The following is a 14,793-nucleotide window of genomic DNA, read 5'->3' as shown; positions in this document are numbered from 1 at the left end:
ACGCCCGGTTACATTCCGAACCCGGAAGCTAAGCCTTTCAGCGCCGATGGTACTGCAGGGGGGACCCTGTGGGAGAGTAGGACGCCGCCGAACAATTTTTGGGAAAGCCCCGCACCTTCTGGTGCGGGGCTTTTCTGCGTTTACGGTGCGTCCTTCGATGGAAATGGGTTGGCTCGCAGCGGCTCGGGCGGCCAGGATCGGGGAATGCGATACCTCATTCGTTCCCTGCACGCCGACGAGTGGCGCGAAGCCCGCGAGATACGGCTGGCGGCCCTTCAGGACCCCGTCGCGCACCTTGCCTTCCTCGACACGTACGAGAACGCCTCCGCCCAGCCCGACGCCTTCTGGCGCGAGCGGACGGCCGGGGCGGCCGAGGGCAGCGACAGCGTCCGCCAGTTCGTCGCCGAGACGCCCGACGGCAGCTGGGCCGGCACGGTGACCGTGCTCGTGGAGCGGGCGGGCGGGGACGTACGGTTCGGGGAGCCGGCGAAGGTCGACCAGACGCATGTCGTCGGCGTGTACGTACGGCCGGAGGCTCGTGGCAGCGGGCTGGCCGAGGCGCTGATACGCGCGGGCGTGGAGTGGTCCTGGTCGTTGGATGGGCCCCCGGTCGAACGCGTACGGCTCTATGTGCACGAGCGGAACACGCGCGCTGCGGCGCTCTACCGCAAGGTGGGCTTCGTGCCCACGGGCGAGAGCGTGCCGATGGAGGGCGACAGCGACGGCGCGCAGGAGTTGGAGTACGAGATCAGGCGGCCCGCCGGGGCCTAGGCGGTTTCCTCTGGGAGACGCGAGGGAGTGTCCACGGGCGTCCACGGCGTCCAGGGCAGTGCCGTACGCCAGGCTGTGCCTCCGCGGGCCCAGTCCCAGACCACCTCGGCCACCGGCTCCACGGCGAACACCTCGTGCCGCCGGGGGACATGCGCCTGGAAGTGCCGGTCCGGGCCGCCCTCGCGGTACTCCACCTGGTAACTCAAATCGTCGTTCAGGTAGACCTGCACGTAGTGGTGGCCCTCCGGTTCGCGGTCGAGGCGTTCGACGACGACGTGCCGCCAGGTCAGGTTCATGTCGGCCAGCAGATCGTGCAGGCGGTCCTCGGACGGGTCGTCCCAGGCCGTCCCGTCCGCTTCGATCGCGCGTACCACCGATGCCGTCATGAGCGCGACTGTACTGCCAGGTCTCGGCGTGGTCCCTAGGCGAGCGTGTGGTGCGGCCAGCGGGTGCGGCCCTGTTCGGGGGAGCGGAGCAGGGCGAGCGTGGCCATGCCCGTCTCCTGGCCGCTCATCAGCAGCTCGGGCAGGTGGGGCAGCGGGGCCACCGCGGCGATGTCGTCGAGGACCAGCGCCATTGGTGGGTCGAGCCGACCGTCGGATGACCGTGCGGCCATGCGGCGGCCGTGCTCGACCACGTACGAGGCGAGCGCGGTGAGAAGGGGCATCGCGCCCGGGCGGGTGCGGGGGTCCTCGATGGATTCCCCCACCACATAAAGGGTGCCCCCTTCCCGGATAAATGATTCCAAGGTCAGCGAATCAGTTCGATGCGGTGTGCAGGCCTCGCGGATGTGGACCGAGGAGAGGGACGACAGCGCTCGGACCGCCAACTCCTGTGCGATCTCGCGGCGTTCCGGGTACGCGGTGAGGGCGGACTCCAGGAGGCCGGCGTGGCTGTTGGTGGCCTTGGGGTGGGTGCGCAGGATGCGTACGGGTTCGTGGGCGCCGTTGTTCTGCGCCCAGCGGTGCACCTGCTTGAACGGGCGCCCGTCGACGGCTGCCGCGTGCAGCCAGCAGCGCATGAGCGTTTCGGCGGTGTCCGCGACCGCCTCGTCCATGCGGGCCGGAGGGCGTACGGGCGCCAGGAGCGCGGCGGCGCGGGCCGCGGCCGTGTCGGTGTCCTCGCACCCCGAGGTGGGCGACCAGTGGAGGCGTGCCGGCGTGTCGCAGAGGTGGCCGGGGTCGTAGACGAGGACGGGCCCGAGCTTGGCGCGGGCGTCCTTGGTCTCCGCCCAGAGGGTCGGGTCGGAGGTGACGACGAGCGCGGCGCCCTCGGCTTCGTGGATGGCCTGGAGGGCGGTCGGGCGGCGGATGTCGGGGCCGCCGTAGAGGACCCGGGGCGCGCGGGGTGTCGGGACCTTGGGCGCGGTGAGGACCGGGGCTGGGTCTGTGCCCGCGCCCGTTGCCGGGCGGCTTGGCGGTGTACCTGCGGCGGCGGGTGCCGGTACGGGGGTGCTCGGAGTCTCGACGGGCGCGGGCGCGGGTACGGGAGCGGATGCCGGCGCGGGTACGGGTACGGAGGCGGTCGGCGCGTGCCCCGCGTGGGCGCGGTCGGGCTCGTACCCGTGCTCGTACGCCTTGGGGTGCCGCCGCGCGGACCGCACCGCGCGCCAGCGGGCCAGCGTGCCGAGGACGAACACGGTGAGCACCACCAGCACCATCAGCTCGCCGATGAACAGGCCCCAGAACAGCCCGTACCCCGAGAGCTGCTCCGGCGGGGTGTCCGGCCACGCGCCCGGGAGGTGGTGGGGCTGGGACATGAGGGCGCGCATCGCCGACGGCGTACGGCCGAAGGTGACGGCGTCCGGCCAGGAGCCGTGGGCCAGCAGGCCCGCCAGGCCGGTGGCCGTCCAGACCAGGATCGACACGCCGAGCAGGAAACCCAGCAGGCCCACCAGCAGGCCGTCGGGGATGCCGCCCTCGGCGCCCCGCTCGGCACTCCGCTCGCGCTCGCCCCGCATGTCACGCCACCGTCGACTGTGAGGACTCGTTCATCTGCCGCTCCATGAGCGCCGCGCGCTGCTCCGCCTCCCATTCCGCCGCCTGGATGTCGTCCGGTACGGAGGACTCCGTCATCGCGCGGTCCGTGTAGACCAGGGGGCGTTCGGCTTCGGTGATCAGGTGTTTGACCACCTGGACGTTGCCGTTGACGTCCCAGACCGCGATGCCGGGCGTAAGGGTCGGGATGATTTCCACCGCCCAGCGGGGAAGGCCCAGGACCCGGCCCGTCGCCCGCGCCTCGTCCGCCTTCTGGGCGTAGATCGTGCGCGTGGACGCCATCTTCAGGATCGCCGCGGCTTCGCGTGCGGCCGCTCCGTCCACGACGTCGGAGAGGTGGTGGACGACCGCCACGAAGGACAGGCCGAGGCGTCGGCCGAACTTCAGCAGCCGCTGGAACAGCTGGGCCACGAACGGGCTGTTGATGATGTGCCACGCCTCCTCCACCAGGAAGATGCGCTTCTTGCGGTCCGGCCGGATCCAGGTGTGCTCCAGCCACACGCCCACGATGGCCATCAGGATCGGCATCGCGATCGAGTTGCGGTCGATGTGGGAGAGGTCGAAGACGATCAGCGGTGCGTCGAGGTCGATGCCGACCGTCGTGGGGCCGTCGAACATGCCCCTCAGGTCACCGTCGACCAGCCGGTCCAGGACCAGGGCCACGTCCAGGCCCCAGGCGCGTACGTCGTCTATGGCGACGTTCATCGCCGCCGCCGACTCGGGCTCCGGGTGGCGCAGCTGCTCGACGATGTCGGACAGCACCGGCTGGCGGTCGGTGATGGTCTCGTTGACGTACGCGTGCGCGACCTTGAGCGCGAAGCCGGAGCGCTCGTCCAGGCCGTGCCCCATCGCGACCTCGATGATCGTGCGGAGCAGGGCGAGCTGGCCGGTGGTGGTGATCGACGGGTCGAGGGGGTTGAGGCGGATGCCGTCGTCGAGGGCGGCCATCGGGTCGAGCCGGATGGGGGTTATCCCCAGCTGCTGCGCGATCAGGTTCCACTCGCCGACGCCGTCCTCGCCCTGGGCGTCGAGGACGACGACCTGCCGGTCGCGGAAGCGGAGCTGGCGGAGCACGTACGTCTTCTCCAGCGCCGACTTGCCGTTGCCGGACTCGCCGAGCACCAGCCAGTGGGGGGCCGGGAGCTGCTGCCCGTACAGCTGGAAGGGGTCGTAGATGTACCCCTTGCCGCTGTAGACCTCGCGGCCGATGATCACGCCGGAGTCGCCGAGGCCGGGGGCGGCGGTCGGCAGGTAGACGGCCTGGGCCTGGCCCGTCGACGTACGGACGGGCAGGCGGGTCGTCTCGACCTTCCCGAAGAGGAAGGAGGTGAAGGCCTCTGTGAGGGCGGACAGCGGATCACGCATGAGGATCAGGGCCCCTATCGGCGGATGCCGGTCGCGAACGGCAAGGTGTTCACAAAGGCCCGGTGGTGTTCGCGGTCGCACCACTCCAACTTCAGATACGACTTGCCGGCCGAGGCCCTGATCGTCCGCTTGTCCCTGGCCAGGGCCTCGGGCGAACGAGACGACACAGTGATGTACCCGACAAGATTCACTCCTGCCGCGCCGCTGGCGAGATCTTCACCCCGCTGGTCGAGCCGGCCGTGCGCGGCGATGTCGCGCGGGTCGACGGTGCGGTTCATCTTGGCGGCGCGGCTGGCCTCCGCCTCGTCGTTCGTCTTCTCGGTCAGCATGCGCTCGATGGCGACCTCGGTCGGTTCGAGGTCCATGCAGACGGCGACGGTCCGGATGACGTCGGGGGTGTGGACGAGGAGCGGGGCGAGGAAGTTGACGCCGACGGGGGTCATCGGCCACTCCTTCACCCACGCGGTGGCGTGGCACCAGGGGGCGCGGGTGGACGACTCGCGGGTCTTGGCCTGGAGGTAGGTGGGCTCGACGGCGTCGAGCTCGGCGGGCCAGGCGTTCCGCTTCGTCATCGCCTGGATGTGGTCGATGGGGTGGTCCGGGTCGTACATGGAGTGCACGAGGGAGGCGAGGCGGGCCTGGCCGAGGGGCTGGCGGACGCGGATGTCGGCCTCGGCGAGCCGGGCGCAGATGTCGGTGAGCTCGCGGGCCATGACGACGGCGAGGCCGGCGTCCTTGTCGAGCTTCCCGCCCCTTCCGCCCTTGGTGCCGGCGGTGTGGCGGGCGGCGCGGGCCATGGCGTGGGCCTCGGCGGCCAGTTCGCGGGTGTAGTGCATGCAGGCGACGAGGTACGCGCGGTGCTGCTCGCTGGAGGTGGAGACCATGGACTGGAGCTGGTCGTACGAGTCCTGGAGCCACGCGGGGCTCTTGGGGTCGCCGCGCTGGGCGACGTCCTTGGCGTGGGCGTCGGGGTCGGCGGGGAGGGTGCGGGCCAGCATCTGAAGGCGCGTCACGAAGCCGTCGCCGTTGGCGACGTGCTTGAGGAGGGTGCCGAAACGGTCCACCAGGGCTTCCTGGTCCTCGCTGTCGCGCAGGCCGACGCCCGGGCCCTCGATCTCGATGGCGGCGGTGACGGTGCGGCGGTCGGCGTGGAGGAGGACGGCGATCTCGTCGGGGCCGAAGGGGGCGGAGAGCCAGTTGATGCGGCCGATGCCGGGCGGCGGGCCGACCTCGACCTCGCGGCCGTCGATGCGGGTGCCGGCCTCCATGGCGGCGGAGCGGTAGGTGGTGCCCTGGCGGAGGGTGCGCTTGTAGCTGCGGTTGATCTCGAACCACTTGTAGAAGGTGCGGTGCTTGTACGGGACGTACACGGCGGCGAGGGCGAGCAGCGGGAAGCCCATGAGCAGCACGATCCGCAGGGAGAGGACCGGGACGAGGAGACCGCTCATCATGCCGAGGAACGCGCCGGCGATGATCAGGGCGATCTCGCCGGTCTCGCGGTTCTTGCCGATGATGGCGTTGGGCCGGGCCCTGCCGATGAGGTACGTGCGGCGGGGCGTGATCGCTGGGGACTGGGTCGTCAACGCCCTCCACCTCCTGTGCTTCCTGTGCCTGTGTTGGTGCCTGTGCTCTTGCGGTGGCTGTGCGGGGTGCCGGTGGTGGGACTGCTGCTCCTGGGGCTGCGGGGCGGGGGTGCGGCGGAGGGGACAGTTCCGCCGCCGCCCGAGCCTCCTGCGCCTCCTGCGCCGCCTCCGGCCGTCGGCGTACGGGAGCTGTGGGCGGACATGCCGCCGGTGACGGCGCCGGCGGGCTGGGGGGCGCCGGAGCCGCCGCCTGAGTCGTTGCGGGTGCTGTGGGTCTTGATGCCCTGCGAGACGAGGGCGGCGGGCGAGGAGATGACGGCGGCGGCCTTGTTCTCGGCGCTGTTCTGGATGCGGTTGTTGCGGGAGGCCGCGATCTCGTCACCGAAGCCGGGGACGAAGCGGTAGATCATCGCGGAGGCGAAGATCGCGAGCAGGATGATGGCGAGGCCGGTGACGACCGCGGAGAACGCCTTCGGTCCGTCGTCGCCGGCGAGCGCCCCGGCGAGGCCGAGCACGATGATGATGACCGGCTTGACCAGGATCACCGCGATCATGATGCCGGCCCAGCGGCGTACGTGGCCCCAGAGGTTCTTGTCGACGAGGCCGGCGTACACGACGACGCCGAGGAGGGCGCCGACGTACAGGAGTACGGCCCGGAGGAACAGCTCCAGGTAGAGCACGCCCGCGGCGAGGACGGTCACGAGCGACACGATGATCAGCATGATCGGCCCGCCGCCGATGCCGTCGCCCTTCTGGAGCGCCTCCTTGAAGCCGCCGAAGAACACGTCCGTCTGGCCGCCGGTACTCTGCGCGATCACCTCGGTGACGGCGTCGGTCGCGGAGACGACGGTGTAGAGGATCAGCGGCGTGAAGGCGGACGCGAGAACCGTCAGCCACAGGAACCCGATGGCCTCGGACATGGCCGTCGCGAGCGGTACGCCGCGGATGGCGCGCTTGGCGACGGCGAGGAGCCAGAGGAGGAGGGTGAGGACGGTGGCGGCGGCGAAGACGATGGCGTACTGGGCGAGGAAGGTGCCGTTGGTGAAGTCGACCTCGGCGGTGGACTTCACCGCCTTCGACAGCGCGTCGATGATCTCCACGGCGGCGTCGGCGCAGCCGCGGGAGAGGGAGGCGAGGGGGTCGAGGGCGGCGGTGGGATCGGTGGGGGTGGAGCGGGCGCCGGGGTTGTTCGCCGCCTTCTCACCGTCCTCGCAGTAGTCCTTCGCGAGCCCCACGATGAGGTCGCATGGGTTGTCACTGCTGCTCGGCGAAGGGCTCGGAGTGGGGGATGCGGGCGGTGGAGTCGGCGCCGCCGCGGCGCGCGCGGCGAAGGCGAAAGCTGCCGCCTGGACGGCCGTGACAGCGGCGAGGATCGAGCGGGTGCCGAGCTGAGGGCTAACGCGCATAGGTGAAGCCTCCATATCCAGCAACAGCACTGGCGATCTCATCCGCGGTGGAGGCGCGGTTGTCGCCGTTGACCGGCGTCGGGCCTTCCTGCTGGCTCGATGACTCGATCTTCCAATCGCCCTGCGTCCACTTGAGCTTCTGCGTGATGGTGAACCACGTCTCTGTCACCGGCTTGGTGGAACCCTCGCCGGCGAGCCCGACAAGGCCGGTGCACCAGACTTCGACGGTGGCTGTACCACCCTCGAAGCTGGTGACCTTGGTGCCGACCGGAACCGTACGGGAGACGAAGGTGAGGCCCCCGGGTGAGGATCCGTCCTCGTTCAGGCCCACGTTCTTGAGGAAGGCGCCGGAGTAGGCCTGGTCCAGGTTGGCCAGCAGGCCGTCGACGACGGCGGGGTCGTGCACGGCTCGCACGATGACGTGCCGCGCGTCCCGCCTGAACATGCCGTCAGACCCCAGCGCCACCGCGTAGTTCGCCGCCGCGCTCTGCGCCCCCTGCTCGTCGTGTGCGTACCCCGTCGGGATCGTGCCGTCCTTGCCCGTCACCGGGCGGACGCCCGTCGCCGACGTGGGGGCCGCGGCCCCCGGGTCCTTGGCGGTGTCGTCCGAGGTGCCGCCGTCGGTGCCGCTTCGGTTCGCGAAGGCGATGGCGGCGATCAGCAGCACCACCACACCCACCACCGTGATCAGCGAGCGCGAGTTGCGCGCCGGGCGGCGGGCGCCGCCGTAGACGTCGCCGGTGCCGCCGTCGGGCAGGCGGGTGCGGGTCTGGCCGCCGTCGTTCTCGTCGCCGAGGCTCATGACGGGTACGCCCCCTCAACCTTTCGCTGTTCGGTGTGGTGACTTGACATCAGGTGACGCAACCTCAGGGAGCCGGGGACCGCGGGGGCCGCTGGCGGGAGGGGCTAGACGGCCATCCCGTACACGATGGTGAAGAGCGTGCCCAGCGAGCCGATGATGAAGACCCCGGTCAGGCCGGCCACGATGAGGCCCTTGCCCTGTTCGGCGCTGAACGTGTCCCGGAGGGCGGTCGCGCCGATGCGCTGCTTCGCCGCTCCCCAGATCGCGATGCCCAGGCACAGCAGGATGGCCACGGCCATCACGACCTCGATCATCACGCGGGCCTCGTTACCAAGGCTCCCGAAAGGCCCCCAGTTCGGGGCGATTCCGCCGATGATGGTGGTGATGTCGCCTTTTTCAGCCGCCAGGTACATGTAACTCACCGCCCCTGTTGGGTAATTCGACGCCCCTGCCACTCGGCACGGGTCACCGCACTATCTTCGCTGATGAAACCGCCCGCGTATGCCGACTTGGCTGGTCTCTTTACCCGATCCCCGCACGTTTGACCGGTCCGACCGTCGTGACCTGCGTCGGGTGGTGGACCGGGTGTGCGCGCGTACGCGTACGGTCACTCTGTGTATCACGGGGGGTGACTCCGGGCAATGACTGTCGTTGTCCCACCTTGGGCCTGTATGCGCGGTCCGTCGTGCCGCCGCCTCAGCCGCCGCCTCAGCGGTACGCGGCGACCAGGCGCGCCAGGTGACGCCCCGCCAGCAGGAGGGGCTCTTCGTCGCGGTTCACCTGGGCGGTGACTTCCGCGCCCTCCAGGGTGTTGATGACCGTCACCGCCAGTTCGCGGGCGTCGGTGGCAGGGAGGCCGGAGCGCAGGAGCTTGTCGGCGACCATGTCCTGCCAGGCGCGCAGGGCGGTGGCGCAGGCGCGCTGGATCTCGGAGTCCGCGTCGCCGAGCGTCTCCAGGGCGGTGGCCGTGACGGGGCAGCCGTCGACCCAGCCGGACTCGCGCAGCGCCTCGGCGAGGAGGCGGGCGCAGGCGTCCACGGCGGCGGCCGGGTCGTCGTGGCCGGCCAGGGCCTCGCGGAGGATGGCCGCGAACTCCTCGCCGCTGTGGGTGATCGCGGCGACGGCCACTGCCTCCTTGCCGCCGGGGAAGAAGTGGTAGACGGAGCCGAGGGTGGCCTGCGCCTCCTTGGCGATCTGCTTGATGCCGGTGCCGACGTACCCCTGGCGCTGGATGAGGCGCGCGGCGGCGACGACGATCCGGTCGCGGGTGCTGGTGGGGGGCGTGGCGGTCTGCATGGGGCGATCCTACCGAGCGAATTGAGTAGAGCGTTCGTTCTAGAGCTGTGCTACGGTCGCGTCAGCGCTCTGGATAGAGCGTTCGTTCTAGTCCGTGCCAGCGAGTGAAGAGGCGTTTCCCATGAACGCGAACAAGACCCCCGCCCCTGCCCCTGCCCCTGCCCCCGTCACCGTCATCGGCCTCGGCCCCATGGGCCAGGCCATGGCCGGTGCCCTCCTCGACCGCGGCCACCGCGTCACCGTCTGGAACCGCACCGCCTCCCGCGCCGACGCCCTCGTCGCCCGCGGTGCGCACCTCGCGCCCTCCGTCGACGACGCGCTCGCCGCGGCCGGGCTCGTCGTGGTGAGCCTGACCGACTACGACGCCCTGTACGCCGTACTGGGCGACGCCGACCCCGCCGCCCTCGCCGGCCGCGTCCTGGTCAACCTCACCTCCGACACCCCGGACAAGGCGCGCGCCGCGGCCGCCTGGGCCGCCGAGCGCGGGGGCACGCAGCTCACCGGCGGCGTCCTCACGCCGCCCTCCGGCATCGGCAGCCCCGACTCCACCACCCTCTACAGCGGCCCGCGCGAGGTGTTCGAGGCGCACCGGGCCACGCTGGAGGTGCTGACCGGCACCGCCGATCACCGGGGCGAGGACCCGGGCCTGGCGGCGCTGCTCTACCAGCTCAACATGACCATGTTCTGGACCGCCCTCACCGGCTACTGGCAGACCCTCGCCATGGCCGACGCCCACGGTCTGAAGGCCGCCGACATCCTGACCCTGGCCGTCGACGCCCTGAACCTGAAGCAGTTCGTGGAGTTCTACGCGCCCCGCGTCGACGCCGGCGACCACCGCGGCGACGTCGACCGGCTGGCCATGGGCGTCGCCAGCGCCGAGCACGTCCTCCACACCGCCCTGGACGCGGGCGTCGACGGCGCCCTCCCGGCGGCCGTCCTCGACGTCTTCCGGCGCGGCCTGGCCGCCGGGCACGGCGCCGACAGCACCTCCAGCCTCGTGGAGGTGCTGAAGAAGCCGGGCGCGTAAGGCGATTGCGGTCTAGGTTGAGGGCGTGACCGACATCGAAGCGAGGATCGACACCGGCAGGCCGCACACCGCCCGCATCTGGAACTACTGGCTCGGCGGCAAGGACAACTATCCCGTCGACCGCGAAGCCGGTGACCGGATCCGCGAGCTCCACCCCGGCATCGGGGCGTACGCCCGCGCGGACCGGCTCTTCCTGGGGCGGGCGGTGCGCCACCTGGCGGCGGAGGCGGGCATCCGCCAGTTCCTGGACGTCGGCACGGGCCTGCCGACCGCCGACAACACCCACGAGGTCGCGCAGCGCGTCGCACCGGACGCGCGGGTCGTGTACGTCGACAACGACCCGCTCGTCCTCGCCCACGCCCGCGCGCTCCTCTCCGGTACGCCGGAGGGGCGCACGGACTACGTGGACGCCGACCTGCGGGACACGGACGCCGTCCTGGCGGCCGCGGCCAAGACCCTGGACCTCGACCGGCCCGTCGCGCTCATGCTGCTGGGCGTCGTCATGTTCGTCGAGGACGACGCCGAGTCGTACGCCGTCGTCCGGCGCCTCCTGGACGCGCTGGCGCCCGGCAGCCACCTGGTGCTGTCCCACACCGTGCGCCACCCCGCGATGCCGGACGTCGACGCCGCGGTCGCCTTCTGGAACGAGCACGGCACCCCGAAACTCACCCAGCGCACCCCCGAGGCCATCACGCGCTACTTCGACGGCCTGGAGCTCCTGCCCCCGGGCGTCGTCTCCTGCTCCCGGTGGCGCCCCGAGGGCTTCCAGGACCCGGAGGCGGAGGAGGTCGCGATGTACGCGGGCGTCGGCCGCAAGCCCGCAAGCGTCATGATCTGAGGCTTGGCCTGCAGGCTGGGCGTTTCGGTCAGTGGCTGCGGTGCAGGGGGCGCCCTCATTCCGAGTGCGGCGCATTCAGTGCCCCGTCAAGGGCGACCTCTTCGCTTGCGCCCGTTGCGCCCATGGCCTTCGGCCACCCTTGACCGGCTGCTGCGCCCGGCCGAGCCCGTACGAGAGCTTGAATCCCCGCACGGAGTCGCCGCACTCCTCAGGGCCCGGAGCAGTTCGCGGAAGCGATCCGCCGTGGTGGAGAGGAGAGAGCACTCGGGTCTGCGCTTCCGAGGGCGATGGCGCCTTGCGCCGTTGAGGTGAACGTGTACGCACGCGTCGCCCTCGGCTAGTGCCCTCCTTCGGCCTGCACCTGGAATCGCACCGTCCAGCGGGACGGCAGAGCCACCGGGCCTCGACCGACTCACCTTTGCGATCGGCGACCTTCATGGCAACCATCTCGCCATCCAGGGCGGGCTGCATGGGCGGGGGTCTCGGAAGCTGCTCTGGGTGGAGTGCGCCAACAGGCCGTGATGACTGCGTAACGCCGACGCATCTTCTCCCTTTCGGTGTCCCCGCAGGCGCATCAACTCAGATGCTGAAGGCAACATCGAGTCCCTTTGCTCTTGTACGCGGCGAAGCCGAGTGGTATGTCGCGGCGGACTATTTCAGGCCCTCCTTCAATGTGCTCTTGCTCATCCGGGGCTCCCGCCTTCTAACGTGATCACGACGGGGGCGTGGCAGAACACGGGGAGGGTGCCCAGATGTACTCGGAGTCGTGGCAGCGACTGATCGACTTAGCCGAGCAGGGCGACGGCGGTACGGCGGGGGCACGGATGTCGTTGGCCTCGGCCGATGGTTCCGGTGGAGGGGCCGGCGACTTGAAGCACAGCGACGGTCCCTGGATGACAGCGGCAGGGGTGGCCGGCGCGCTGCAAACGAGTATGGCGACGGCCCGGGGCAAGCTGACCGCCGCACATGCAGATGTGGCAGCGGGGTGCGCGGGCCTCGGGAGCGTGGAAGTGCTGAAGACGGTGCTCACTTCCTGGGAGGAACGGCTGGGTGCTGTGCGTGACGAGTGTGGTTCCCTGGCGCCGGCACTGCGGTTGGTCGCCAAGGAGCAGGGAGAGCGTGATGCGAAGGTGAAATCGTCCTTCGCGGGCCTCGACACGGTTACCGACCCGAAGGTCCGGTGACGGTCGTGCTGACATGGCAGCAGTTACGCGACCTGAAGTGGTCGGAGCTCCAGGAAGCGGCCGACGGGTGGGGGGAGGCGAGTAACCGAGCGGATGCGGCTCGGGACCGCGTGAGCAACGAGATGATCAATCGGCTGGCCGAGACGCAGAAGGGTGTGGCCGCAGGGAGAGCTCTTGAGCGGTTGAAGCAGCTCGACCGCAACTTCGAGTACATCTACACCGAGACCGGATTGATCCGGACTACGCTGAACAGCCTCGCGTCCGAACTGATCGACGCCCAGCGGAAGCTCAGAGACGCGCTGGACGATGCGGCACGCCTCAAGTTCACCGTGGAGCCGGACGGTTCGGTGGCATATCCAGCCGGTGGCGAGAACATGGTTGATGGACAACCGTTGCCCGGCTCGTCCGTTGGGCGTAGCGAGTACGGCCCAGGACTTGGTCCCTCCGCCCCTCCGGGCCTCATCAACCCCAACCCGAATCACGCCAAGGCTGAGGACATCGCGAATCGCATTGCCAAGGCGTTGGCTGAAGCACGGGAGGTCGACGGGAGGTTCGGCACGACGCTGGCGAAGTTGAAAGCGGCACCGAGCCTCACGGTCGACAGCCAGACGTGGAAGGACGCGGCTGCAGATGCGGCGGCGGTCCGCAGCGTGGCCGAGGAGTATCTGAAGAACGACATCCCGGTGGACAGGTCACCGGCAGAGCGCAAGGCATGGTGGACGTATCTCACTCAGGAGCAGCGCGAGGAGTACCTGGCGACGTACCCGGATATCATCGGAAATTTGGACGGCATCCCGGTGGAGGTGCGGGATGCGGCCAACCGGGACAACCTGCAGCTGTTGATCGGCAAGCTTGATGGCCTGGACAACGAAAGGGCAAGGACCCAGTTGGAGGGGCTGAAGTCGATAGACCAGCAGCTCCGGGCCGACCCAGCGGATGGGGTCCCTCCGATGTATTTGCTCGGCGTCGGTGATGAGGGGCTGGGGCGCGCCATTGTGTCCTTTGGCAACCCCGACGTTTCCAAGCACGTTTCGGCCTATGTCCCCGGGCTCGGTACGGCGCTGGACAAGGCATTCGCGGAGAACGACATCCAGAGGGCCAGGGATACAGCTGTCGGCGCGAGGAACGTAGACCCGTCAAGCGCGTCGATCGTGTGGCTCGGTTACGATCCTCCCCAGCTTCCGGCCGACGAGATTGTCGACAACCTGGCCGTCACGAGTGATAAAGACGCGCGTGCAGGCGCTCCCTCGTACAACTCGTTCATGGCAGGGATTTCAGCGACGAACCAGCATCCCGACCCGCACATCACGGCCATCGGACACTCTTATGGTTCTCTCACCGTGGGACTGGCGGCACAGCAGGACGGTGGGATCCCTGGCGCGGACGACATCCTGCTGCTGGGCAGCCCGGGCACAAAAGCTGAGACAGCCGCCGATCTGGGCGTGGGGCGAGGCCATGTGTACGTCGGGGCTGCTGAGAACGATTCCGTCACCAAGCTTCCGACGCAGGACGAGGCGCGAGGGACGCTGATGGGTGCCGCTGGCGGAGCGGCCGCGGGCGCATCCATCGGATTGGTAGGCGGTCCGGTCGGGGCCGGGGCCGGGGCCATCATCGGCGGCGGCTTGGGGGCCGCAAACGCCTACATCATGCAGGAAGCGGCGAGTGACAACAGTCAGATCTACTACGGCACCGATCCGGCGCATGAGGACTTCGGTGCGCGACGGATCAAGGTAGCGGACGGGCCGCCACCCGATTATCCCGACATCCCCGCGCACTCCAACTACTTCGATCCGGAGCTGGATCCAGGGTCCGCCCGGAACATTGCCTTGATTGTCGCAGGGCAAGGTCACAAGACCACAACTCAGGAGCACCGATGAAAACATTCCGCCTGCTCGGGACGGCTGCACTTCTTGTGGGGCTCGTGGGGTGTGGGGCTGTGGGGACGTCGGTCGGTATGGGTGAGGAGAAGCCTGTGGTGAGCAAGATCAGTCTGCAAGAAGCAGCTGAGAAGGCTGATTCGATCATGTTGGACAGTGTTTCGGCGGTGAATCCGGAGTTGAACTGGGTGCATTACGCGCCGACGCAGGGCGGCTGTGGCAGCTACACCATCGACGGCAAGGCAACGAGTTCTGCGACGCGACGTGTCGCAGTCATGACCATCGTGTCCGAAGCCAGGCGGGGAAGCCTTTTGGGCGTGGTCGAGCGGCACTGGAAGCAGCGCGGCTACAAGATCACTGATGTGAACCCCGATAAGGACTTGCCGGCGATTTTCGCCAGCACCCCGGAGGACTTCCGGCTGGGCGTCACCGTCGGAAAGAGGGGGCAGTTCTTCTTCTCCATCACCACCCCCTGCTTCATCGAGGCCGAAGTCCAGCCCCCCAAGACCAAGCCCAATGGCACCCCCTTCGAGGGTGAGCACGTCCCCGATCCCTACGTGCGCTCCGACTTCTGGTCCTCCAACACCCCCGCGCCGTCCTCGCCGTCCACCCCCTGAAAACGGAGCCCGCCACCTACACTGGCCCCC

General features: G+C 69.6%; 14 protein-coding genes and 1 rRNA gene. 7 read left to right on the top strand and 8 right to left on the bottom strand.

Annotated features, from left to right (window positions below):
• Window positions 1-93 (top strand): 5S ribosomal RNA (gene rrf, locus ACZ42X_RS25450); the annotation flags it as partial.
• Between the two features lie 111 nt (window positions 94-204).
• A complete protein-coding gene (locus tag ACZ42X_RS25445; protein ID WP_468294398.1) occupies window positions 205-771 on the top strand; it encodes a GNAT family N-acetyltransferase in 567 nt (188 codons plus the stop codon).
• Here ACZ42X_RS25445 and ACZ42X_RS25440 read toward each other — a convergent pair.
• From ACZ42X_RS25440 to ACZ42X_RS25405, 8 genes are all read right to left on the bottom strand, one after another.
• On the bottom strand, window positions 768-1,157 hold the full coding sequence (locus tag ACZ42X_RS25440) for a hypothetical protein (RefSeq protein WP_468294395.1): 390 nt from the start codon (window positions 1,155-1,157) through the stop codon (window positions 768-770). The genes ACZ42X_RS25445 and ACZ42X_RS25440 overlap by 4 nt on opposite strands.
• Window positions 1,158-1,192: 35 nt before the next feature.
• Window positions 1,193-2,731, bottom strand: coding sequence for a P-loop NTPase family protein (locus ACZ42X_RS25435; RefSeq protein WP_468294392.1), 1,539 nt, complete (start codon window positions 2,729-2,731; stop codon window positions 1,193-1,195).
• 1 nt (window position 2,732) lies between these two features.
• On the bottom strand, window positions 2,733-4,133 hold the full coding sequence (locus tag ACZ42X_RS25430) for an ATP-binding protein (RefSeq protein ID WP_361416905.1): 1,401 nt from the start codon (window positions 4,131-4,133) through the stop codon (window positions 2,733-2,735).
• A gap of 14 nt (window positions 4,134-4,147) precedes the next feature.
• Complete coding sequence (locus ACZ42X_RS25425; RefSeq protein ID WP_468294388.1) at window positions 4,148-5,716, bottom strand: SCO6880 family protein; 1,569 nt, start codon at window positions 5,714-5,716, stop codon at window positions 4,148-4,150.
• On the bottom strand, window positions 5,713-7,122 hold the full coding sequence (locus ACZ42X_RS25420) for a hypothetical protein (RefSeq protein WP_468294385.1): 1,410 nt from the start codon (window positions 7,120-7,122) through the stop codon (window positions 5,713-5,715). Before ACZ42X_RS25420 ends, ACZ42X_RS25425 begins: the two co-directional genes overlap by 4 nt.
• Window positions 7,112-7,924: a DUF8175 domain-containg protein gene (locus tag ACZ42X_RS25415; protein ID WP_468294382.1), complete on the bottom strand. Its 813-nt coding sequence runs from the start codon at window positions 7,922-7,924 to the stop codon at window positions 7,112-7,114. Before ACZ42X_RS25415 ends, ACZ42X_RS25420 begins: the two co-directional genes overlap by 11 nt.
• 104 nt (window positions 7,925-8,028) lie before the next feature.
• On the bottom strand, window positions 8,029-8,337 hold the full coding sequence (locus ACZ42X_RS25410; RefSeq protein ID WP_017945892.1) for a hypothetical protein: 309 nt from the start codon (window positions 8,335-8,337) through the stop codon (window positions 8,029-8,031).
• Window positions 8,338-8,632: 295 nt separating this feature from the next.
• Entirely contained in the window at window positions 8,633-9,220 is a 588-nt protein-coding gene (locus tag ACZ42X_RS25405; protein WP_468294379.1) for a TetR/AcrR family transcriptional regulator, read from the bottom strand.
• A gap of 121 nt (window positions 9,221-9,341) precedes the next feature.
• Here ACZ42X_RS25405 and ACZ42X_RS25400 point away from each other — a divergent pair, with 121 nt between their 5' ends.
• From ACZ42X_RS25400 to ACZ42X_RS25380, 5 genes are all read left to right on the top strand, one after another.
• Entirely contained in the window at window positions 9,342-10,247 is a 906-nt protein-coding gene (locus ACZ42X_RS25400; protein ID WP_468294376.1) for an NAD(P)-dependent oxidoreductase, read from the top strand.
• A gap of 25 nt (window positions 10,248-10,272) precedes the next feature.
• Window positions 10,273-11,085, top strand: a complete 813-nt coding sequence (locus tag ACZ42X_RS25395) for an SAM-dependent methyltransferase (RefSeq protein ID WP_468294373.1) — start codon at window positions 10,273-10,275, stop codon at window positions 11,083-11,085.
• Window positions 11,086-11,837: 752 nt separating this feature from the next.
• On the top strand, window positions 11,838-12,269 hold the full coding sequence (locus ACZ42X_RS25390; RefSeq protein WP_468294370.1) for a hypothetical protein: 432 nt from the start codon (window positions 11,838-11,840) through the stop codon (window positions 12,267-12,269).
• Window positions 12,266-14,146, top strand: a complete 1,881-nt coding sequence (locus ACZ42X_RS25385; protein WP_468294367.1) for an alpha/beta hydrolase — start codon at window positions 12,266-12,268, stop codon at window positions 14,144-14,146. The genes ACZ42X_RS25390 and ACZ42X_RS25385 overlap by 4 nt, the downstream gene beginning before the upstream one ends.
• Before the next feature lie 98 nt (window positions 14,147-14,244).
• Window positions 14,245-14,763, top strand: a complete 519-nt coding sequence (locus ACZ42X_RS25380; RefSeq protein ID WP_468294364.1) for a hypothetical protein — start codon at window positions 14,245-14,247, stop codon at window positions 14,761-14,763.
• Window positions 14,764-14,793: the final 30 nt, after the last annotated feature.

Source organism: Streptomyces sp. NPDC030862, from assembly GCF_055571835.1.
This window is presented reverse-complemented; position numbering and strand designations above follow the sequence as displayed.